Source organism: Segatella buccae ATCC 33574 (assembly GCF_000184945.1).
In the GTDB taxonomy this organism is placed as follows: domain Bacteria; phylum Bacteroidota; class Bacteroidia; order Bacteroidales; family Bacteroidaceae; genus Prevotella; species Prevotella buccae.
This window is the reverse complement of record NZ_GL586311.1, coordinates 679,503-700,060: the sequence shown is the minus strand read 5'-3', so window position 1 is coordinate 700,060 and position 20,558 is coordinate 679,503. Positions and strand designations below refer to the sequence as shown.

Genomic DNA, 20,558 nt, shown 5'->3' with positions numbered 1-20,558 from the left:
TGTCATTCCCCATTTACCATCCGGGATTTTGTGTCAGTCCATAGCCTTTGTTGATTTCCGTAGGCGGGAATGCAGACAGATACCATTTCGGGTCAAATTCCTTCCACCAAACGCGTGCAATGTTGTTGAGCGGGAATTTCGTGTAAGTGAAATGTCTCGGCTGCGTGGCCTCATACCCGTCTTGTCCGGGCTGCTTGTCGGAATAGGAAAAGTCGTAGTTGATTCCATCCTTTTGCCGGTGTATCTTGAGACCATGCAGCTGTTGTCCGAAGAGGTCGGCACGCCGATAGCGTATCATGTCGAAGAAGCGTGTTTCCTCAAATCCGAGTTCGCAGGCTCTCTCGTCCATAATGGCCTCAATGAGCGTGTTCTTGTCATTAAAATTCCGGTTGGGCTGGCATTCCCTGAGTCCTCCCATGCCCACTCTTGCACGCACCTTGTTCACCTGCTCCACAGCCTCGTCGAAGTGTCCGTTCTGTGCCAGTGCCTCAGCATAAATCAGGTAGAGCTCCGACAGTCGCAGATAGGGCCACAACGTGGTGCGGCCACGGGCATCGTCTCTATTCATATAGAACTTGTTGTTGGCAAATCCCGTGGCATATTGTCCAGCTTCGGTGTCGGGACCGTTTCCGGCGTCGCGTCCGTTTATCCACGTCTCGGTGCGTCGTCCGCTCATGTTGCCATTGTCGGCAAGGTGTACGGGCACGTTATTCACGATGATGGTTTCATAGAGGCGCGGGTCGCGGGTGAGTTCCCAATCCTTATCCGGGTTCACGAACATGGTGTCCTGATTGCCCTGTTTGGCCAGTTGGTCGTAGTCGAAGGGCCGTCCGTCTTTCCAAGCGAATTTTTCCACAAACTCTTCCGTAGGCGTGTAGCCGCCGAAGTTGTTCCATTCGCTCACAAACTTGTAGTTCCACTCAAACGTCTCCTTGTATCTGACACGTGTAGAGATCAGCATTTCTGTCGTTCCGCGCTCGTCGTAAGCCTTGCGAAATGCCGCCCGGTATTGGCCCGGTGTCTTCCCTTCGGCCTGCACGAGTGCATAGAAACCATTGCTTTGCACAGCATCGAAAAAGTCTTGGCAGGCTTTCAGGCACTCCGTCCACAGTTCTTGGTCATACCGGCCTATCCATGCGTGGTGCTTCTCATTGGCCTCTTGGCTTCCGGTTGTGCAGTATGGAGTGTCTGAGTTGAACAGAGGTGAGGCCTCGAAGAGCAATATCTTGCACTTGAGTGCCATGGCGGCTGCACGCGTAAAGCGCCCGTCCCAGTTGGAGCGGTCGGCTTCGTCGAGCACCCAAGGCAGTTTCGGGGCGGCATCGTCCAGCAGACTGTCCATGAAGTGTACCGTCTCTCTCACGGTGGCGCGAGGCAATTCGTATATGCCCTCCGTGCCGGCGTAGGCCTTGCGGACGATGGGCAGTCCGCCATAGTGGCGGAACATGTCGAAATAGCGTGAGGCGATGATGCACTCGGCTTCAGCTTTCAGGCGTTCTTTCTCCGAAGTTTCCATGCCCGGAACCCTATCCACGTTTTCGATGAAGATGTAGGCGGCGCGCACGGCCTGCCATACATTCTCACCACGGAAGTTGAACTTGCCGTTGTTGCCCGGCACGTAGCCTCCCGAGTAGAACTGCCGGTTGACTTCATCCCACGAGTTGTGGCTGTGCCAGCAGTCGGACAGGGCTTCGAATACGCCCGTATTCATCTTCACAGCTACGCCGCCATCCCAGTAATAGGGCAGTCCGTAATACAGCTTGCTGTAAGTGTTCCAAAGGAAGCGGCGCGTGTATTCGGCGTTGTTGAATACCGTGTCCTGTGTCACATCGCTACCCGGAGCCTTGTCCAGGAAGCTGTCGCCGAATTGCACTCCGTCCACGCAGCTTGTCGATGTGGTGGCCAATGCCAGCATGGTGGCAAAGCCGTATATTATATTTTTCAGTTTCATATTGTGTTTCCTTATAAAATCACACGTTTTTTGTTGATTGTCAAAATCCGAGCTTGAGGCTCACTGAAAATGAACGTGTCAGCGGATAGGAAGGCCGGTCGCTGGTGCGCGACTCGGGATCGCCCCACTCGAAGCCGGTGAATGTGAGCAGGTTGTAGCCACTCAAGGCCAGTGTACACTGATCCATACCTATCTTCTTCATGAACGGGAAGTCGAAATGGTAGGCCAACTGCATGCTCTTCAAACGCAGGTAACTGGCATCCACTTCATAGAGCGTGGAACCGTAATAGTTGTTGCGGGCGTGGGCTTGCGTTGCACGTGGATATTTACCGTATGGATGTTCTGGGGTCCAAGTGTTGTCATATTGGTATTTGAGCAGTCCTTTGTTGGCCGTGTCGCCCAAAGGCTGGCGGAATGTCTCGTCGAGCATGCGACTCACGTTCCACGCTCCGGTCCACTGCATGCTCAATTCCAGTTTTTTCCATTGGAAACCGAGGTTGACACCCACGGTGTATTCCGGGTCGTCGGTGTGGCCGAGTTCATACGACTGGTCGTCATTGTCCATCACACCGTCGCCGTTGAGGTCTACATACACGCAGTCACCGGGAAGCAATCCTCCCGACGGCATGGCAATATGCTTGCCATACTGGGCGAAATACCGGCTGTCGGCATCGTCGCTGTAGAAGCCCCAGAACTGTCGGATGGAGCGTGAACCGATGCGGTGCCCTTTCTGATACATGTAATCGTAGTTTTGAGGCATCTCGTACATCTCGATGATTTTGTTCTGGTTGTAAGATAGGTTTGTACCCACCCAGTAGTTGAAGTCGGCATTGACTCTGTCTTGCCATTTCAGTGATATTTCGTAACCCCAGCTTTCCACCTTTCCGAGATTGGCGAAAGGTAGTGTGAATCCCAGCACCGAAGGGGCCGTTAGGTTCTGCAACAGAATGTTCTTACGATTCTCGCGATAATAGTCGAAGACGGCTGACAGGCGGTCGTTCAGGAAGTTGATGTCGATGCCGTAGTCTTGTTTGAAGGCCGTTTCCCAAGTCACTTCGGGATTGTGTTTCACGCCCTCGTAGGCTCCCGCTTTGAAAGCAGCCTCGTCGATGCCAAAATTATATCCTCCGCCGAGTGTGTAGGCATCGGATGTGTAGTAGAAGCGGTATTCGCTGCCTATCTTGTCGTTACCCACCAATCCCCATGAGCCGCGCAGCTTGAGGTGGGACACAATCTTGTTCAGCGGTTTGAAGAACGGCTCTTCGCTCACAAGCCAACCTGCCGAGCCGGCGGGGAAGAAGCCGTAACGCTTGTTGGGGGCAAAGTTTTCAGAGCCGTTATAACCGGCGTTGAACTCCACCATGTAGCGATTGCTCCAGTCGTAGGTGACGCGTCCAACCACTCCTACATAGCCCGAAGGTATGTCGTCGAAGGGCTTGCCGGGATAGTAATGCTTGCTTTGGTTGTAGAGCAGCAGTCCTCCCACGTGGTGCTTGTCGAAAGTGCGAGTGTAGTTCAAGCTGGCTTCCACATACCAGTTGCGCCCCTTGCCAAACTCCTCTTTGTAACCCAACTGTGAGTCGTTACCGTTTTTGCGGTATTCCATCTTGCTGTCGGGTTGCAATACAGGTGTGTAGGTGGCCACGGAGGCACCGCGGTCTTTGCGCATGTTGTAGTCGCTATTGTAGGAACCTTTCAGCCTGAAAGAAAGTCCTTTGGTAAGGAAGTCGAGCTTTTGGTTGAGAATGAAGTCGGCATTCAGTGTGTTGGTGCTGGTGGAGCGGTAGCCCATGCCGTAATAGGCACCCAGTCCGCTGGCCCCGGTGAAAGGCAGCTGATAGTCGTCGTAGTTGGTGGCTGTGGTGACGAACTTCCCGTTTACGATACCCGGACTTGAGAATGGGGTGGACCAATACAAGTGGCGGAAGAGCTGGTTGTTGTCTTCGCCCGAGAACGGCATGTTCTTAGTGTCCACGCGACCACCGATGTTTACCGAGAGCGTGGTGGTGGGTGTCATGTCGAAGTCGAGATTGGCGCGATAGTTGAACCGTCGGTACTTGAAATTGAAGTCGTAGGGAAGGGCCATCTGCTTGAAAAGACCGTCCTGTGTGAACGCACCGGCCGAAATGAAGTAGCGCACACGCTCTGTCCCGCCCGAGATGTTCACGTTGTGTTGGCTCTGGAAGGCCACGTTCTTGAAACAATAGTTTATCCAATCGGTATCGGGAAATCGGATGGGGTCGCTGTGATCTTTGAATTTCTGGAGTATCTCGGCGGAGAAAGGCACCTTCGTGTCTGATGCGTCGTTCTTGAGCATCTGATTATAATAGGTGGCATACTCGTAGGCGTTGGCAAGTTTCAGCATGTTGGTAGGCAGCACCACGCTGGCCGAGGTGGTGACCGAAATCTTGGCCTTGCCCTCCCGGCCTCTCTTGGTCGTGATAAGGATCACGCCGTTGGCACCTCTCACGCCGAATACGGCTGTAGCACTGGCATCCTTCAGCACGGTGATGTTCTCGATCTCATTCGGGTCTATCTCGTTGAAGTCGCGCTCCACACCGTCCACTTGTATCAGCGGCGCGGAGTTGCGCCATGTAGCCTTTCCGCGCACAAGCACGGTGGCAGCATCGGAGCCCGGTTCGCCGGAATATTGTATCGACGACAGACCCGGCACGGCACCCGACAGCATGTTGGTCACCGAGCCGGTGGGCGTCTTCAGCAGTTCCGCCCCCTGTATGCCCGAGATGGCTCCCGTCACGGTCACTTTCTTCTGCGTGCCGAAAGCTACGACTTGCACGTCTTTCAGCATGGTGGCATTGTCTACCAGTACTATGCGCAAGGGGTGGTCGCCCACCTTGACAGTCTGCGGGTCATAGCCCACAGACGATATTTGCAGGGTGGCTCCTGCGGGCGCATTCAAACGGAAATGGCCATCCATGTCAGACACGGTGGCAATCTTCGTGCCCACCACACGGATGGTTGCTCCAATGACGGTCTCACCATTGGAGTCCAACACGGTTCCCGTGATCGTCACTTCACGCTGCTGGGCGATGTTGGCATTCGATGAGGCTGCTGCACTCACTGCCAATGGAAGCGTGAGCCCCAGGCCTATGCACAACAACCACTTGCCGATGCAGACAGTGACATTTGTCATACAAACATGTTTCATAAACAATTCAAGTTTTTAGTTATGGTTATTCTTTTTCTCTTTTCTGGTATTTACAGGAGAGTGATGTCCGTTCCTACACGTGAGTATCGTCTCGGTAGCTGCAAACCGACGTTTCCGGTCAGTCAGGACAGATGGTATTGGTTGCTTCTCACGTTTTTCAGGAAGATTCCTTATTTCGGTTTCATATATAGTTGTTGATTAGGTGATGCAAAAGTATAAAAAGGTTAAATACTATCAAAATGATTCGGAAGGTATTTTTCGCCATGATGAAAAACACCCCTTTTTATATGAATTAGCCGATAGGACAAGGGCTGTGACCGGAATTTGTCGGCAAAGGGGCGACGGCGTAGGCATGGTGCAAAGACTCTGCAATATGGCTTTTGGCGGAAAGTTGTTTGGATATATCGGTAGAATCATTTAAATTTGCAGACATCGGTGCGAGGGCTTTGCACCGCCCGTGCATGGCTGCCGAACAAGTGGTGCAAGGCCTCCGCACAGATGGTGCATGGGCCTTGCACCAAAACGAGAGAGGCCCGGCGGCATTCCTGCAAGAGGAATGGAAACGGGCGACAGGGATGCTATCGGTCTGTCGCGGGGAAGAAGTAACAATGTCAATCGGAAACGTGTAAGCAAAGAAAATGAAGATAGATAGACACCGGCTCTATGGAATGGCTGAAATCGCGATGCCGATCGTCGTGGCGGTGGTTGTGGCGTGGGATTATTTTTCGTTCTCAAGCCACATCAATGGTGACGGCTATGACTATGCGGAGACTTACTTGCGGCGGTCGAAGGTGGTCAGAGTGACCATTCCAGAGTGGTATGAAGAGAAGTCGGTGTATTATCAGGTGGACTGGGCTTTGAGGTTTGCTACACGGAGGGAGTACCGGCAACTTGTCTTTTATGCTCCCAAATACCGCAAATATATGGCCGTCGTGTCGTTCAGTGGGGTGGATGAGGTGAAGAATTTCGACTTCGATTTCTCCCGGAAGCCGTTCGACCGGGAGTTCTCGCGGGAGGGTATCTACAGGGCGCAGCCCACGATTCTGGCCTATGCCAACACCACCCAGTGGAACGATGTGCGGTATGGCACGAAGGAATGTCCCATGCCGATATTCGTCTTCAGAATCACCCGCCTGCACAATAACCAAGAACCGATAGGTGCTTGGAATTGTGCCTACGGTGAAGATAAGGTGGCATACGATGTGACTTCTCAATACGTGGGGCAGTATCTGTCGCACTTCATGCCGGAAGCGGAGTTTGAACGGTTGTTTAAGAAGAGATAGTCTTATACCGTTGTCGGCCTCCCGGTTGTTGGCTTTTGTCCTTTCTCATCCTCCGATGCCGGCCCCGGCAGACACAAACCAGCCGTTGCCGGCGGTGCGCTTGCGGGGCTTTTTGGCCTTGCCGAAGCCTTGGTAGCGGGCATACTCGCAGGCGGCGAGCAGGAAAGCGCCTACGCCGAAGTTGGCCTGCGAGTTGGCATCGAGCTGTTGGCCGGGGATGGCTTTGTCGCCGATGGGCTGCACGTAGCCCACCTTGCCGTCGCTTTGCAGAGCCGTGCCGGTGAGATATTTCCACGAACGCTTGACGACGGGGGCAAACTCTTTAGCCGACAGATAGCCGTTGTTCATACCCCAAAGGAGGCCGTAGGTGAAGAAGGCCGTGCCGCTTGTTTCGGGCCCTTCGGCTTGAGCGGGATCCATCATGCTGCGAGTCCAGTAGCCCTCTTTCTGCTGGAGGGCTGCCACGGCGCGTGACAGGCGCACAAACTTATCGGCGAAAAATCGGTGGTGGCGGTAGCTGTGGGGCATGTCTTGCAGCACCTTGGCCAATCCGGCAAGCACCCAACCGTCGCCACGCGCCCAGAAGTCTTTCTTGCCGCTGTTGGTCTGGTGGCGGGGATAGACGTATCGGCCGTCGCGGTAGTAGAGTCCGGTCTCTTGGTCGAGCATGATGCTGTCGGAATAGAGGATGTTCTCGTAGAGTTTGTCAAGGTAGATCTCGTCGCCCGTGAGGCGGTAGAGTTTGGTCATCACCGGCATCACCATGTAGAGCGCGTCGGCCCACCACCAATAGTCGTTGGCCCGGGAGCGGGCCTCGTAGCCCATCACCTCCAAGGCGCGGGCTATGCGGTAGCGATAGGCCTCACCGTTGCCGCAGCCCCGGGCGATGTTGTAGAGGTCGATGTAGGTCTGGAAACAAATTTGCCAGTCGCCGAAAAGCACATAGTCTTGTCCCTCGCCATAGTTCTTGTATCGCCACTTGGCCGGATCTGTCTCCGTGGCCCCCTGCCAGCGGTTGTGCTCCGCCCATCGCAGGGAGTATTGCAGAAACTCGCGGTTGCCCGTGAGGCGGTAGGCCTCCATGTTGCCCGTGTGATAGGCGGCATTGTCCCAGAAGGCGCGCACCTCAGGCTTGTTGTGGGTCTGCCAATAGTTGTTCACCTTATTTATAATGGCTGTGACCGCTTCCACCTTCCGGTTTTGAGCCTGCAAGACCATCGGAAGCAAGAACAGGAATAGAAGCAGCGGGCACTCGGCAATGCCTTTTGGCAGGAAAGAGGCGGCCCGGGAAAGCAGGCCGGAAGATGGTTTTGTGTCTGTGGTCATGTCTTTTGTTGTGGATAGGGTTGTTTTACCATTTGTCTTTTGTCTTGATGTCGTCGCTCCAGTGGTGGTCTTTCGGGAAGGGCATACCGCCCCAAGCCTTCACCTGTGTCCATGGTTGGGGCGCATCGGTCCAGAAAGGAGCCGTGGCAGGCAGTCCGAGCGGCATGAAGGCAAGGGAGGTCATGTAGAGCGAACCGTTGTTGGTGTACCAGTCGGCCGTCTCGGGCTGGTGTCCGCAGAAGCCGATGGTGAGATACCCTTTCTCATTGTAGTTGTTTTGCGTGTCGAACATGCGGTGCATCACCTGCGTCAGGGCGGCACGCACCTGTCCGTTGTTCAAGTCTTTGGGCAGCTTCTCATACCAAGCCATGAGGGCCAGCGGCTGCATGGCAGCCATGCGGTAGGGCGTGCTGCGACCGATGACGGGGAAGGTGCCCTCGGGCGAAATGAAGCGTTCGAGGACAATGGCGTATTTCTGTGCCCGCTTCAAGGCCCGGTCCCAATACTTCGGGTAGTCGATGCGGGTGTTGGCCTTGGCATCGGTCATGGCCTGAAGGGTCTCAAGATACATGGCATGGAAGACGTAGCTCGAATAGTAGTCGAAAGCGAAAGTAGGCCCGTCGGCATACCAGCCGTCGCCCACATACCATTCCTCCACCTTGCGGCAGGCCGTATTCACCCTGAATTCATCGTAAGGCGCGCCGGCTTTGGCCATGAAACTCTCGATGGTGGAAGAGAAAAGAAGCCAGTTGGTGTAGGGCGGATCTATCTTGCGCAGGGCCGTGAACTCCTTGATGTAGCGCTGTTTGGTGGTCTCGTCGAGCGGCATCCACAGACTGTCGTAGGCCCGGAGAAAACTCTCGGCGATATAGGCCGCGTCGACAAGATTCTGCCCCGAGACTCCCCAACATAGATAGTCGGGGCTGGAGGGGTCTACGGCATTGCGGTAGCTTGCCAGTGCCCACTCACGCAGTTGTCTGCGCTGCCGGCCTTCGGGTGTGTCGTCGTCGGGCAGAGACAGCCAGGGAGCGATGCCGGCCATCAGTCTTCCGAAGCACTCCATGTAGACAACCTTCCGGTTGCGGTTGTCAAAACTGGGGCTGAACTCCGTGAGCATGTTCTTCTGGAGTTCGCCCTTGGCCATGTTTTCGAGCACCGGCCGGGCCATGTGGTAGGCCAGTGCCGTCCAATACTCGCGGTCGGTCTGCTGCACTTTAGCCTTCTTCTTGGCCGAGATGCCGCAGGGCAGCAACGCTGCGAGCAGTAAGATAAATAGCTGTTTTTTCATTTTTCCTTATGTCTTTTGAGTTAACAAGTTGACGAGTGAACGAGTAGACAAGTTGCTTGCATGAGCATTTGTTCATACTCTTTTGCCGTTAAAACAGTCCACTCGTCTACTCGTCCACTCGTTTACTTGTCTACTTTAAAATACTCCAATGTCCATTCGTCCCGCCATTCCACGACCGGAAGCCCGTTCTTGAAGTCGATGGGCAACCAGATATACCGTGCATCGCTCGGGTGTTTGGGCCGCCAGATGTCTGCCATGAAGATGAAAGCGTCTCGTCTGCCCTCCACTTTCAGCACGTAGGTGCTTTGTCCTCCGAAGGTGAGGTCGGCTTTGGGCCCCACGCACGGACTCTCATGCTGTTTCCAAGGCCCCATGATGTCGCGGGCCGAAAACATGCGGGCCTTGTTCGGTTCCCATCCCGTGCATCCGCTGGTTATCATCCAGTAGGTTCCGTCTTTCTTGAAAATGGCAGGCGCTTCGTTCTGTCCGCCGGCCGCCACACGCACAAACCGCCCCGTGTGGAAGGTGTAGTCTTCCGACAGTTCGGCTATTTGCAGTGTCAGATTGTCCTCCGACGAGAAGATGTGATAGGCCTTTCCGTCGTCATCCACATACACCGTCTGGTCGCGTGCCATCTGTCCCGTGGACAGGTCGCGTTGCAGGAAGAGGCCTTTCTCTATCGCCCTGCGCCACTTCGGAGTCCACCATTCGGCATAGTCTTTGGGCTGCAGCTTGGCCATGGCAGCCTTCTCGCTCTCTGTGACGTTTAGTGGATAGCGGTAGGCGTTCACCCGTTGGGATCGCAGAAAGTGATAGGGCCCCGTCACTTTGTCGGCCACGGCCACGCCGGCCCGTGCAGCCCGATAGCCGAGACCCTTGAGTTCCAGGTGAAACCACATCACAAACTTGCGTGTCTTGGCATTGTATATCACTTTGGGACGCTCCAGAATGCATCCTTTTTCAATGTCGCTGCCCTGTTCGTCGCTCACGGCCAGTGCCACTCCCTCGTTTTTCCAGTCGGTCAGGTTCTTCGACGAGTAGCACGTCACGCCCACCATCGCATTGCTGGTGTTTTCGGCCTTGTGTTCGCCAAACCAGTAGTAGGTGCCCCGGTGGTAAAGTATTCCGCCGCCGTGAGCATTCACATGCACGCCATGATTGTCGGGCCACAGCTGTCCCGACCTTATTTCTCCTTTGGCATGGGAAAACAATGGCACTGTCATAAGCACGACGGAGAGTAACGACTTCTTCATTTTCATCGGTTGGTTTTTAGATTGTTTGTGGTGCAAAGTTACGCAATAATCCGTAAACCATACGGCCCGGAATCATTCAAAAAAGAATAGTTTTTGAGAAAAAAGAGGCGGAATTGTCGTAAAACAATCCCGCCTCATGTCATCTCTACGTTTATATCGGTGCTTTGTCATATAGCCGTTGTCTGTCATGACAGCCTTGGAAATGCACTTCCTCTTCCCGTCTCGGCGGTCATTACCTGAACAGTTTTTGAGCAAAGTCGGTGAGATAGATGCGCCAGTTGCGCCAGATGTGTCCACCGTCTGTCTCCACATATTCGTATTTGTAGCCCTGCTCGTCGAGATAGCGGCGCAGGTCGGCATTGTTTTGGTATAAGAAATCGGTTTTTCCGATGGCTATCCAGTAGAGTTTGGGCTTGCTGTCAAAGAGCGTCTTGAGCTGTTGCCGGGCTTGGGCATTGGCTTTGAGACGGTCATAGAAAGACACGTTGGACTGAATGTCGCGGAGACCGTTGAATTGCAGACCTGCAGAGAAAAGACCGTAGTAGTCGAAAACGGTGGGATAGAGGCGTCCGATGCCGAACGTGTGGCCGCCCCCCATCGAGAGTCCGCACACGGCACGACCCTCACGCCGGGGGATAGTTTTGTAGTGGCTGTCCACGAATTTGACCACATCCATGAAACTCTCTTCCATCGAAGCCACTGCCGGCTGCTTGGGGCCGGTGTCGCCCATGAATGAAGGCGTGTACATGCCAAACGACCATTCGCCCGGGGCCGCCTGGCAGTTGGGGTTGCCATTGGGCATCACCACGATCATGGGCCGGGCCTTACCGGTGGCTATGAGGTTGTCCATGATTTGTGCCGCGCGTCCCAGTTCGCTCCACGCGTTTTCGTCACCGCCTGCCCCGTGCAGCAGATACATCACGGGATAGGCCTTGCCCTCGTCATATCCGGCCGGCGTGTAGACCGTCATGCGGCGGTTCATCTTGAGTTTCGGGCTCGGATACCACACCTTGGCAACGTTTCCGTGCGGCACTTCGTTCACACTGTAGAGGTCGCCCCGGTCGCCTTTCCCGTTGCTCACGATGAAGATGCTCGAGTAGGTGGCGATGTCACGGTTCTGATATACGTTGCCCGGGTCGGTCATGTTGATGCCGTCCACATTGAATGTGTAGGAGTAAAGTTCCGGTGCCAGTTTGCCCGAAGTGATGCTCCAGACACCCTTGTCGTCTTTAGTGAGCTCGGCCACACCCGCCTGTTCCACTTCGCCCATAGGCGTTTGTACCTTCTGCACGGGCAGAAAGTCGCCGCTCACCGTCACTTTCCGTGCCTCGGGGGCAAAGAGATTGAGCGTCACGGTGCCGTCGCCGTTCTTCACGGGCGACTGTACATTCACACCATTGAAGAGTTTTTCCTGTGCCGATGCCCCCGTTGCCATGAGCAGGCAGCAGAGCACTGAGGTAATCATTCTTTTGTTCATAGTCGTTAAATTTTCAGAGAGTTGACTTTTATGTAGCCAGGTCGTAGGCGTAGATGCTTACAGCTGTTGCCGACACAAAGATAGAAAAGAAATGTGGTAAAAGCTTAAAACAGCATGAAAAATTTAAGAATAATAAGCAGTTGGGGTCATAATCTTTCACCTTACGGTCTCCCCTTAAAGTTGTAGTCGGAAGTTATAGCCTCGAAATAGTGGAAACATGAAACCAAACGAGAAGTTTGTGAGACATATCGCAAGGTGGAATTGCCGTTTTTTTCTTATTTTTGCGAGGAATAAAGTGCAGGAAAAACCGGCCGTCAGGAATGCGGAACCGACCGTGTGTACAGGTGGCCTTCAGATACTAACTCATCAATCACAACAACATGAAAAAACTCCTATCCATCCTCTTTTCTCTGGGCCTGTCGCTCTCTGCGACCGCCCAGTTGTTGCCCTATTGCAATCCCGCCCTCTCGGCCCGTGAACGTGCCCGAGACCTTTTGTCCCGGCTCACCCTCGAAGAGAAAGCCCGGCTCATGCTCGACGAGTCGCCCGCCATCCCCCGGTTGGGCATCAAGAAGTTTTTCTGGTGGAGCGAAGCGCTCCACGGAGCGGCCAACATGGGCGGCGTGACGGTGTTTCCAGAGCCCGTGGGCATGGCCGCCTCGTTCAACGACGGCCTGCTCCGCCGCGTGTTCGATGCCGCCAGCGACGAGATGCGCGCCCAGTACAACCGCCGTATGCTCAATGGCGGTGAAGACGAGAAGTTTCACAGCCTCTCGGTATGGACGCCCAATGTCAACATCTTCCGCGACCCGCGGTGGGGGCGCGGGCAGGAGACCTACGGTGAAGACCCCTATCTCACCTCCGTGATGGGCACGGCCGTGGTGCGCGGTCTGCAAGGCCCCGAGACGGCGAAGTATCGTAAACTATGGGCCTGCGCCAAACACTATGCCGTACACAGCGGGCCGGAGTACACCCGCCACACGGCCAATGTCGCCGATGTGTCACCCCGCGACCTGTGGGAAACCTATCTGCCGGCTTTCAAGACGCTGGTCACGGAGGCCAAGGTGCGCGAAGTGATGTGTGCCTACCAGCGGCTCGACGACGACCCTTGTTGCAGCAACAACCGCTTGTTGCAGCAAATCTTGCGCGACGAGTGGGGCTTCAACTATCTGGTGGTGAGCGACTGCGGTGCCGTGACCGATATCTATGCCAACCACAAGACCTCTTCCGATGCCGTGCATGCCGCCGCCAAGGCCGCTGTGGCCGGCACCGATGTGGAGTGCGGCTTTGGCTATGCCTACAAGACGATTCCCGAAGCCGTGCGCCGCGGACTCATCACCGAGGCCGAAGTGGACAAGCATGTGCTCCGGCTGCTTGAAGGACGCTTCGACCTCGGCGAGATGGACGACCCGAAGCTGGTGGAGTGGTCGAAGATACCTGCCTCGGTGATGGATTCCAAGGCCCACCGCCAACTGGCACTCGACATGGCCCGGCAGAGTCTGGTGCTCCTCCAGAACAAGGGAGGGGTGCTCCCCCTCAAGGCCGGTGGGGATCCCATCACCGTCATCGGGCCCAATGCCGACGACGGACCCATGATGTGGGGCAACTACAACGGTACGCCCAACCGCACCGTCACCATCCTCGACGGCATCAAGGCCCGCCACACGCGCGTGACCTATCTCAAAGGGTGCGACCTCACCGACACCAAGACCGTCAACTCGCTGCTGCCCCAATGCGCCATCGACGGGCGGAAGGGCCTGCGCGGTACGTTCTGGAACAATACCGGGATGCAGGGCCGCCCCGTCGCCACACAGTTCTACACGGCTCCCGTGGCTGTCACCACAGCCGGTATGCACAACTTCGCTCCGGGTGTGAACGTGGAAGACTTCTCGGCCAAATACGAGACCGTGTACACGCCGAAGACCTCGGGCGAGGTGGTGGTCAACGTGGAGGGATGCGGTGACTTCAGCCTCTACGTGAACGGCAAGGAGCAGGTGAAGCACCACACATGGCGCACCACGCCCACCCGCACGCCCCTTCAGGTGAAGGCCGGTGAGGAGTATCGCATCGAGGTGCGATTTGCTTTTGTCAAGACGTGGGGTGCCAATCTCAAGATCAACATCGGCACCGAGCATCCCATCGACTATCAGGCCATCATCCGCAAGCTTCAAGGCATCCGCAAGGTGGTGTTCGTGGGCGGTATCTCCGCCGCTCTTGAGGGCGAGGAGATGCCTGTCGACATCGACGGCTTCAAGGGTGGAGACCGCACCAACATCGAATTGCCCAAGGTGCAGCGCGACTTCCTGCGTGCCCTCCACGAGGCCGGCAAGACGGTTGTCTTCGTCAACTGTTCGGGCTCGGCCATTGCCCTCGAGCCCGAAATGGAGACTTGCGATGCCATTTTGCAGGCCTGGTATGCCGGACAGGAGGGGGGCACGGCTGTGTCCGACGTGCTCTTCGGAACTGTCAACCCTTCGGGCAAGCTCCCCGTGACATTCTACAAGCGCACCGACCAGTTGCCCGATTATGAGGATTACTCCATGCGTGGCCGCACCTACCGCTACTTCTCCGACCCGCTCTTTGCCTTCGGTTACGGCTTGAGCTACACCACTTTCCGCTTCGGGCGGGCCCGTGCCGAGGCAGCCGAAGGCGGTTATCGGCTCTCCGTTCCGCTCACCAACACCGGCACTCGTCCCGGCGAGGAAGTGGTGCAGGTCTACATCCGCCGGGTGGCCGATACCAACGGCCCGCTGAAGTCGCTCCGCGCCTTCCGTCGGGTGGCCTTGAAGGCCGGCGAGAGCACCACTGTCGAAATTCCGCTCAGTCGCAAGAGTTTTGAATGTTTCGACGAAAGCACCAACACCATGCGCACCCTTCCCGGCGACTACGAACTGATGTATGGCAACAGTTCGCGCCCCAAAGACCTGCAAACGCTGACGGTGAGTGTGGTTGAATGAGAGGTTTGATATGTCAAAACTATTGACTTTGTGTTTGCAAAAAGGCATTAAATGTATTATCTTTGCATGAGCAAGGGAAGCACGCCGGTGCTTCCCTTTTTTAGTTTCCAATCCACCAACAGCCCCCCAACCCCCTGAAGGGGGCTTTTCATCCCTGCTATGGAAGATCGTTCGGCCCGAATGGCTTTGCAAAAGGGCCTCTTTGAGGTTGTCATCCGGCCCGAGTGAGCTTCCAAGTGTGGCCGTTTTGCAAGGTCGTTTGGGCTTGGCGGGAAAATTGATGGGACGGATTGGGCGGATAAGGCGGATGAGATTGAAGGGAGAAATGGGCGTGGGAAAATCGCGTGTAAGGCTTTTTCGAAATCTTTAATAGTTGATGCTATATATGGCTTTATCCCTTGTTCAGCCCCCTAAATTAGGGGGCTTTAGACACTCCATTAACACCTACCACCCATCACCTACCACCTTCCTGCCCCTACTGCAGGACGATATTTTGCAACTCTCCGCAAAGTATATGAGACGCAGGGCAAAGGAAATGTAGCCTGATTGTAGTATCTTTGTAATTCAATCAACCAACAGTGACCATGAAACGAATGTTTACTTCTTTGCTCCTGATGCTCTCCACCTCTCTGATGATGGCGTGGGAGGGTGGAGCTCCGCCCCGTCTGCATGTGGACGGGCGTTACTTTAAAGACCCCTCTGGCAACATCGTCAACCTGCACGGATTTGCACAAACCTACAGTCCGTGGTTTAACGAGCGGGGCACGAAATGGGACAACTACGACGTGCAGGCTTGTCTGGCCTACAACAAAGGGCTGATAGACAAAATCATCGCCGCCGGATGGAAGATGGATTTCGTGCGCCTGCATTTGGACCCCTATTGGAGCAACACGCCCGGTGTGCCCCATCAGGGCGAGAGCGACATTTCGGCTTTCAGTTTCGAACGCTTCAAGAAATATCTCGACGAGGTGTTTGTGCCCATGACGCAGTATATCGTGGGCAAGGGCATGTATGTAGTGATGCGCCCGCCGGGCGTGTGCCCCCAAGAGATAAGGGTGGGCGATGCCTACCAGCAGTATCTCATCAAGGTGTGGAGTTATGTGGCCGGGCATCCCGCCCTGAAAGACAACCCCTGTGTGATGTTCGAACTGGCCAACGAACCGGTGCGCATTGTCCATGCCGACGGCAGGGTGGCCGGCGACCGGGAGATGACGGAGTATATCCAGCCTGTGGTGGATGCCGTGCGGGCCCACTGCGGCAACATCGTGCTCATACCCGGCTTGGGCTACCAGTCGCACTATGCCGGTTTTGCCGACTATCCCGTAAGGGGAGACAACGTGGGCTATGCCGTGCACTGCTATCCCGGATGGTACAACGGTGCGCACGACGGCAGCAAGGAAGTGAAGGTGGACTACGAGAAGTTCAAGGCCGGATGGCAGAGACAGATAGGCCCCATCTCGGCCATTGCTCCGGTCATCGTGACCGAGATGGACTGGGCTCCGGTGAAGTATGATGCTTCTTGGGGCAAGTCGACCACGGGCACGGTGGGCGGCACCGGCTTCGGAGCCAACTTCAAGGACATCGTAGACCGAGACGGCAACATCAGTTGGCTCATCTTCACCGGGCCTGACATCTTGGCCCGCTACGATGGTGTGCCGGCCACGGGCGAGGCCGACAAGACGGTGGTCAACGACCCCGAGGCCTGTGTGTGGCCCGCCTACCATTGGTATCAGGACTATGTCAAGACGGAATATCCCTCCACGCAGCCCTACGGGCGCACACTGGAGCAGGGCAGGGTGGTGAGCATCGCTCCCGAACGGGCCGGCTACACGCTCATGCCCTCGTCGCGCTGTCCCGTCAACCTGCTGGCCACCTACGAGAACGGCATGGTGGAGAATGTTTCGGGCAATGCCACATTTGTCTCATCGTCACCGGCTGTGGCGGTGAACCGCTGGAGTATGGCCGGCGTGAGCGAAGGACAGGCCACGGTGGAGGCCGCTTATACCACTCCCGACGGCCGCAGGCTCACCACCTCCTTCCCCGTCAGCGTGAAGACTTTTCCCCTGAAGGCGGGCGTGTTCAATCCCGACATTTGGGAGAAGGGCTCCTTCGATGAGGCCACGGGCACTTTGCAGACGGGCCGGTGGGGCTTCGGCGGATGGAAGTATAGCGATGGAATCGACCTTTCCGGTTATAAATATCTTGTGGTGGAACTCAACCGTGCGCAGGCGTGCAGTGCTTCGTTCCGCCTGTTTGACGAGAGCAGCTACTGGAGCAAGCCCGCCAAATACGATTTCGGCGACAAGACGCGCTTGGTGATAGACCTGCACAAGATGGTGAAAGACGGCACCTCGCAGAAGTGCGACCCCTCACATATTTATATAGCAGGCTTCTGGACCACCGGCAGTGCGGCTGTCAGCATCAAGGATGTGTATTTGAGCAACGACGGACTCTCTCCCACCGGCATCGGGAGTGTGGGCAAGGCCGTGCAGCTGACGGGTGGCCGCATCTACTCGCTCGACGGTCGGGAGGTGCGCACCGACGGGCGCAGCGGCCTTTTGCCCCACGGAATCTATATCAAGAACGGTAAAAAGGTGAAAATGTAACAAATGGCAAAGTCTATGAAACAAACTGCAATCTGAATTTAAAAAGTATTAAATATCTTTGCACGGAAATCAAATGGCAAAAACCAATCTTAACCTAATAACGTAAAAATGAAACAAGCAAACAGACTTTTTCAAGTCGTTTCTCTGACAGCGATGCTGTTGGTGCTGTCATCGATGGCAGCCTGGGCGCAGTCGTTCGCGATCAAGGGAAACGTGACCGACGAAAGTGGCGAGCCGCTCATCGGTGCGACGGTCGTCATGAAGGGCAATGCCCATGTCGCTGCCGTGACCGATTTTGACGGCAACTTCACGCTTCAGGCGCCCCAGCGCCACATTACGATTGTCGTGACCTACGTGGGCATGTTGCAGCAGGAGGTGAAGGCCACGGCCGGAACTAATCTCAACATCACGATGAAGAGCGATGCCCAGATGCTCGAAGAAACTGTGGTCGTGGGCTACGGTCAGCAGAAGAAAGCCAGTGTAGTGGGCTCCATCACCCAGACCACGGGCAAGACGCTCGAGCGAGCCGGCGGTGTGAACAACATCGGTGCGGCTCTGACGGGCAACTTGCCGGGCGTGGTCACCATGTCTTCCACCGGTATGCCGGGCGAGGAAGACCCGAAAATCATCATCCGCGGTGTGAGCAGCTGGAACGGTAGCGACCCACTCGTGCTCGTCGACGGCATCGAACGCCCCATGGGCAGTATCGACATAGCCTCGGTGCAGAGCGTCTCGGTACTGAAAGACGCGTCGGCCACGGCCGTCTATGGTGTGAAGGGTGCCAACGGCGTGATTCTCATCACCACCAAACGCGGACAGGAAGGCAAGGCCAAGATAGAAATAGGAGTGAACATGACGCTTAAAACGGTGTCGAAGCTCCCCGGTTCGATGAGCAGTGCCGATGCCCTCACCATCCGCAACCAGGCCGCAGCTCACGAACTGGGCCTCAAGCCCGAGTCGTGGCTCAAGATGACTCCGATGGACATTATCGGTAAATACCGCAACCCGGCCAATCTGGAAGAGGCCGAGCGCTATCCTGATGTAGACTGGCAGGATGTGGTGTTCAGAAAGACGGCCATGGCCTACAACCCCAATGTGAACATCTCCGGCGGTACGAAGTTTGTGAAATATTTCGCCTCGATCGACTTTCTGCACGAGGGTGACATGTTCCGCCGGTGGGACAACAACCGCGGCTATAAGGCCGGTTATGGGTTCGACCGCATCAACGTGCGCTCCAACCTTGACTTCCGGCTCACCAACACCACCACGCTGAAGGCCAACATCTTCGGTTCCCACGGCGTGAAACAGGGCCCTTGGGGCGTGCCCACGGGGTCGTTTGGCGAGTCGCAGCTGTGGCAGGCCGCTTACAGTGCGCCCCACAACGCTTTCGTGCCCCGTTACTCCGATGGCACGTGGGGTTACTACCCCGCCGACTCGCAGGGCGCTCCCAACTCCATTGTGAACCTGGCCATCTCGGGCGTGGAGAAGACCACCACCACCCGCATCAATACCGACTTCACGCTGGAGCAGGACTTGGGTTTCCTCCTGAAAGGCTTGAAGGCCAGTGCGCTGGTGTCGTGGGACAACACGTTTGTGGAGGCCGGACGAGGCATCAACGACCTCTATCACAAGGCACAGTTCAAGTGGATCAATCCCGACACGGGAGCCACCGTGTGGAAGGAGCCGCAGGAAAGCAACACCAACTTCGACTTTCAGGAAGGCATCAAGTGGACGACAGCGGGCGGCAATGTGAACAACGGGCTCACCCAGCGCAATCTGTTCTATCAGGCGCAGCTCTTCTGGGGCAACAAGTTCGGCGACCACGACATCACGGCGATGGGCGTGTTCAACCGTCAGGAGAACGCCCGGGGCAGCGAATTCACCCACTATCGCGAAGACTGGGCTTTCCGTGCCACTTACAACTATGCCGGCCGATACTTCGCCGAGTACAACGGTGCCTATAACGGTTCGGAGAAGTTCAGCAAGGACAACCGCTTCGCTTTCTTTAATTCTGGAGCCCTCGGTTGGCTTGTGAGCGAGGAGAAGTGGTTCACACCGGTAAAAAAGGTTATGGATATGCTGAAGCTGCGATACTCCTACGGTGAGGTGGGCGACGACAATATCTGGGAGCGTTGGCTCTATGCCACCCAGTGGGCCTACGGAGGCAATGCCCACAACGGCCTTTACGAAGACAACAGCCCTTACACATGGTATAAAGAAGCACGCATCGGCAACTCCGATGTGCATTGGGAGAAGGCCGTGAAGCAGAATTTCGGCGTGGACTATTCGTTCCTCGGCGGATTGCTGGCCGGAAGCCTTGAGTTCTTCCATGAGAAGCGTTCCGACATTCTCATACCCGGCGACAGGCGTGCCGTTCCCTCCTATTTCGGAGCCAAGGCACCAGTGATGAACTACGGACGGGTGCGCACGGCGGGCTATGAACTGGAACTCCGGGTCAACAAGACCATTGCCAACGGCATGCACTTCTGGGGCAACTTCAACATGACCCATGCCGAAAACAAGATTCTCTCCTACGACGACCCACAGTTGAAGCCCGACTATCAGAAGCAGCAGGGATTTGCCATCGGGCAGGACCACTCCTATATGTCGGCCGGTTTCGCCAACACCTGGGACGAGGTTATCGGCATGACCCGCCACGACACCAACGACGACCAGAAACTTCCCGGCCAGTATGTCATCACCGACTACAACGGCGACGGCGTGATCGACTCCAACGACAATGTGCCTTATGGCTACACGGGCACGCCGCAGAACACCTACAATGCCACCATCGGATGGGACTGGAAGGGCTGGAGCTTCTTCATGCAGTGGTATGGCGTGAGCAACGTGAACCGCTATGTGGGATTCAACTCACTGGGAAAGAATCTCGACACGGTGTTTGATGAAGGCTCGTTCTGGACAAAAGACAATACCAACGCCGATGCTCCCATGCCACGCATCAACTCCACGCCGAGCTATTACAGTGGTTCGCGCTTCCACTACGACGGCAGTTTCATCCGTCTGAAGAACATGGAAGTAGCCTATACGTTCACTAAAGGCTGGGTGAGCAAGATGGGGCTGCAGAGCGTGAAGCTCTATCTCAATGGCAACAACCTCTGGGTGTGGAGCCGTATGCCCGACGACCGCGAGAGCAACTATGCCGGCACGGGACTGGCTTCGCAAGGGGCTTACCCCACGGTGAAGCGTTTTAACTTGGGTCTTAAAATCAACTTGTAACAGTAAGGACA

11 protein-coding genes are annotated in these 20,558 nt (G+C 55.8%); 5 read left to right on the top strand and 6 right to left on the bottom strand.

Features of this window, described 5'->3' with window-relative positions; all coding sequences use genetic code 11:
- Nucleotides 1-13 precede the first annotated feature (13 nt).
- Together HMPREF6485_RS02650 and HMPREF6485_RS02645 are read right to left on the bottom strand one after the other, a co-directional pair.
- Nucleotides 14-1,951, bottom strand: coding sequence for a RagB/SusD family nutrient uptake outer membrane protein (locus HMPREF6485_RS02650; RefSeq protein WP_004344489.1), 1,938 nt, complete (start codon nt 1,949-1,951; stop codon nt 14-16).
- Between the two features lie 40 nt (nt 1,952-1,991).
- Nucleotides 1,992-5,105 (bottom strand): SusC/RagA family TonB-linked outer membrane protein, encoded by a 3,114-nt coding sequence (locus HMPREF6485_RS02645; RefSeq protein WP_004344488.1) that lies wholly within the window; start codon nt 5,103-5,105, stop codon nt 1,992-1,994.
- 220 nt (nt 5,106-5,325) lie between these two features.
- Here HMPREF6485_RS02645 and HMPREF6485_RS14100 point away from each other — a divergent pair, with 220 nt between their 5' ends.
- Together HMPREF6485_RS14100 and HMPREF6485_RS02635 are read left to right on the top strand one after the other, a co-directional pair.
- On the top strand, nt 5,326-5,541 hold the full coding sequence (locus tag HMPREF6485_RS14100; protein WP_004344487.1) for a hypothetical protein: 216 nt from the start codon (nt 5,326-5,328) through the stop codon (nt 5,539-5,541).
- A 217-nt stretch (nt 5,542-5,758) separates the two neighbouring features.
- Entirely contained in the window at nt 5,759-6,403 is a 645-nt protein-coding gene (locus HMPREF6485_RS02635) for a hypothetical protein (RefSeq protein WP_004344485.1), read from the top strand.
- 45 nt (nt 6,404-6,448) lie between these two features.
- On the opposite strand, the gene HMPREF6485_RS02630 is transcribed toward HMPREF6485_RS02635, so the two are convergent.
- From HMPREF6485_RS02630 to HMPREF6485_RS02615, 4 genes are all read right to left on the bottom strand, one after another.
- Nucleotides 6,449-7,729, bottom strand: coding sequence for a glycoside hydrolase family 88/105 protein (locus HMPREF6485_RS02630; RefSeq protein ID WP_004344484.1), 1,281 nt, complete (start codon nt 7,727-7,729; stop codon nt 6,449-6,451).
- A 25-nt stretch (nt 7,730-7,754) separates the two neighbouring features.
- Entirely contained in the window at nt 7,755-9,017 is a 1,263-nt protein-coding gene (locus HMPREF6485_RS02625; protein WP_004344480.1) for a DUF2264 domain-containing protein, read from the bottom strand.
- A gap of 122 nt (nt 9,018-9,139) precedes the next feature.
- The gene (locus HMPREF6485_RS02620) at nt 9,140-10,240 is read right to left on the bottom strand and encodes a glycoside hydrolase family 43 protein (RefSeq protein ID WP_244912417.1); all 1,101 of its coding nucleotides are present in this window, start codon (nt 10,238-10,240) and stop codon (nt 9,140-9,142) included.
- 262 nt (nt 10,241-10,502) lie between these two features.
- A complete protein-coding gene (locus HMPREF6485_RS02615) occupies nt 10,503-11,747 on the bottom strand; it encodes an esterase (protein ID WP_004344476.1) in 1,245 nt (414 codons plus the stop codon).
- 380 nt (nt 11,748-12,127) lie between these two features.
- Here HMPREF6485_RS02615 and xyl3A point away from each other — a divergent pair, with 380 nt between their 5' ends.
- The 3 genes from xyl3A to HMPREF6485_RS02600 all read left to right on the top strand — a co-directional run bounded on the left by xyl3A (nt 12,128) and on the right by HMPREF6485_RS02600 (nt 20,547).
- Nucleotides 12,128-14,704 carry a xylan 1,4-beta-xylosidase gene (gene xyl3A / locus HMPREF6485_RS02610; protein WP_004344472.1) on the top strand — a complete coding sequence of 859 codons (2,577 nt, stop codon included), beginning with the start codon at nt 12,128-12,130 and terminating at the stop codon, nt 14,702-14,704.
- Nucleotides 14,705-15,288: 584 nt separating this feature from the next.
- Nucleotides 15,289-17,310: a cellulase family glycosylhydrolase gene (locus tag HMPREF6485_RS02605; protein ID WP_004344469.1), complete on the top strand. Its 2,022-nt coding sequence runs from the start codon at nt 15,289-15,291 to the stop codon at nt 17,308-17,310.
- A 108-nt stretch (nt 17,311-17,418) separates the two neighbouring features.
- Entirely contained in the window at nt 17,419-20,547 is a 3,129-nt protein-coding gene (locus HMPREF6485_RS02600) for a SusC/RagA family TonB-linked outer membrane protein (RefSeq protein ID WP_004344467.1), read from the top strand.
- The last annotated feature ends 11 nt before the right edge of the window (nt 20,548-20,558 follow it).

What these genes read in the sequence shown, in the direction of transcription:
- HMPREF6485_RS02650 (WP_004344489.1), bottom strand. Translation starts at nt 1,951, where the DNA reads ATGAAACTGAAAAATATAATATACGGCTTTGCCACCATGCTGGCATTG.
- HMPREF6485_RS02645 (WP_004344488.1), bottom strand. Translation starts at nt 5,105, where the DNA reads ATGACAAATGTCACTGTCTGCATCGGCAAGTGGTTGTTGTGCATAGGC.
- HMPREF6485_RS14100 (WP_004344487.1), top strand. Translation starts at nt 5,326, where the DNA reads ATGCAAAAGTATAAAAAGGTTAAATACTATCAAAATGATTCGGAAGGT.
- HMPREF6485_RS02635 (WP_004344485.1), top strand. Translation starts at nt 5,759, where the DNA reads ATGAAGATAGATAGACACCGGCTCTATGGAATGGCTGAAATCGCGATG.
- HMPREF6485_RS02630 (WP_004344484.1), bottom strand. Translation starts at nt 7,729, where the DNA reads ATGACCACAGACACAAAACCATCTTCCGGCCTGCTTTCCCGGGCCGCC.
- HMPREF6485_RS02625 (WP_004344480.1), bottom strand. Translation starts at nt 9,017, where the DNA reads ATGAAAAAACAGCTATTTATCTTACTGCTCGCAGCGTTGCTGCCCTGC.
- HMPREF6485_RS02620 (WP_244912417.1), bottom strand. Translation starts at nt 10,240, where the DNA reads ATGACAGTGCCATTGTTTTCCCATGCCAAAGGAGAAATAAGGTCGGGA.
- HMPREF6485_RS02615 (WP_004344476.1), bottom strand. Translation starts at nt 11,747, where the DNA reads ATGAACAAAAGAATGATTACCTCAGTGCTCTGCTGCCTGCTCATGGCA.
- xyl3A (WP_004344472.1), top strand. Translation starts at nt 12,128, where the DNA reads ATGAAAAAACTCCTATCCATCCTCTTTTCTCTGGGCCTGTCGCTCTCT.
- HMPREF6485_RS02605 (WP_004344469.1), top strand. Translation starts at nt 15,289, where the DNA reads ATGAAACGAATGTTTACTTCTTTGCTCCTGATGCTCTCCACCTCTCTG.
- HMPREF6485_RS02600 (WP_004344467.1), top strand. Translation starts at nt 17,419, where the DNA reads ATGAAACAAGCAAACAGACTTTTTCAAGTCGTTTCTCTGACAGCGATG.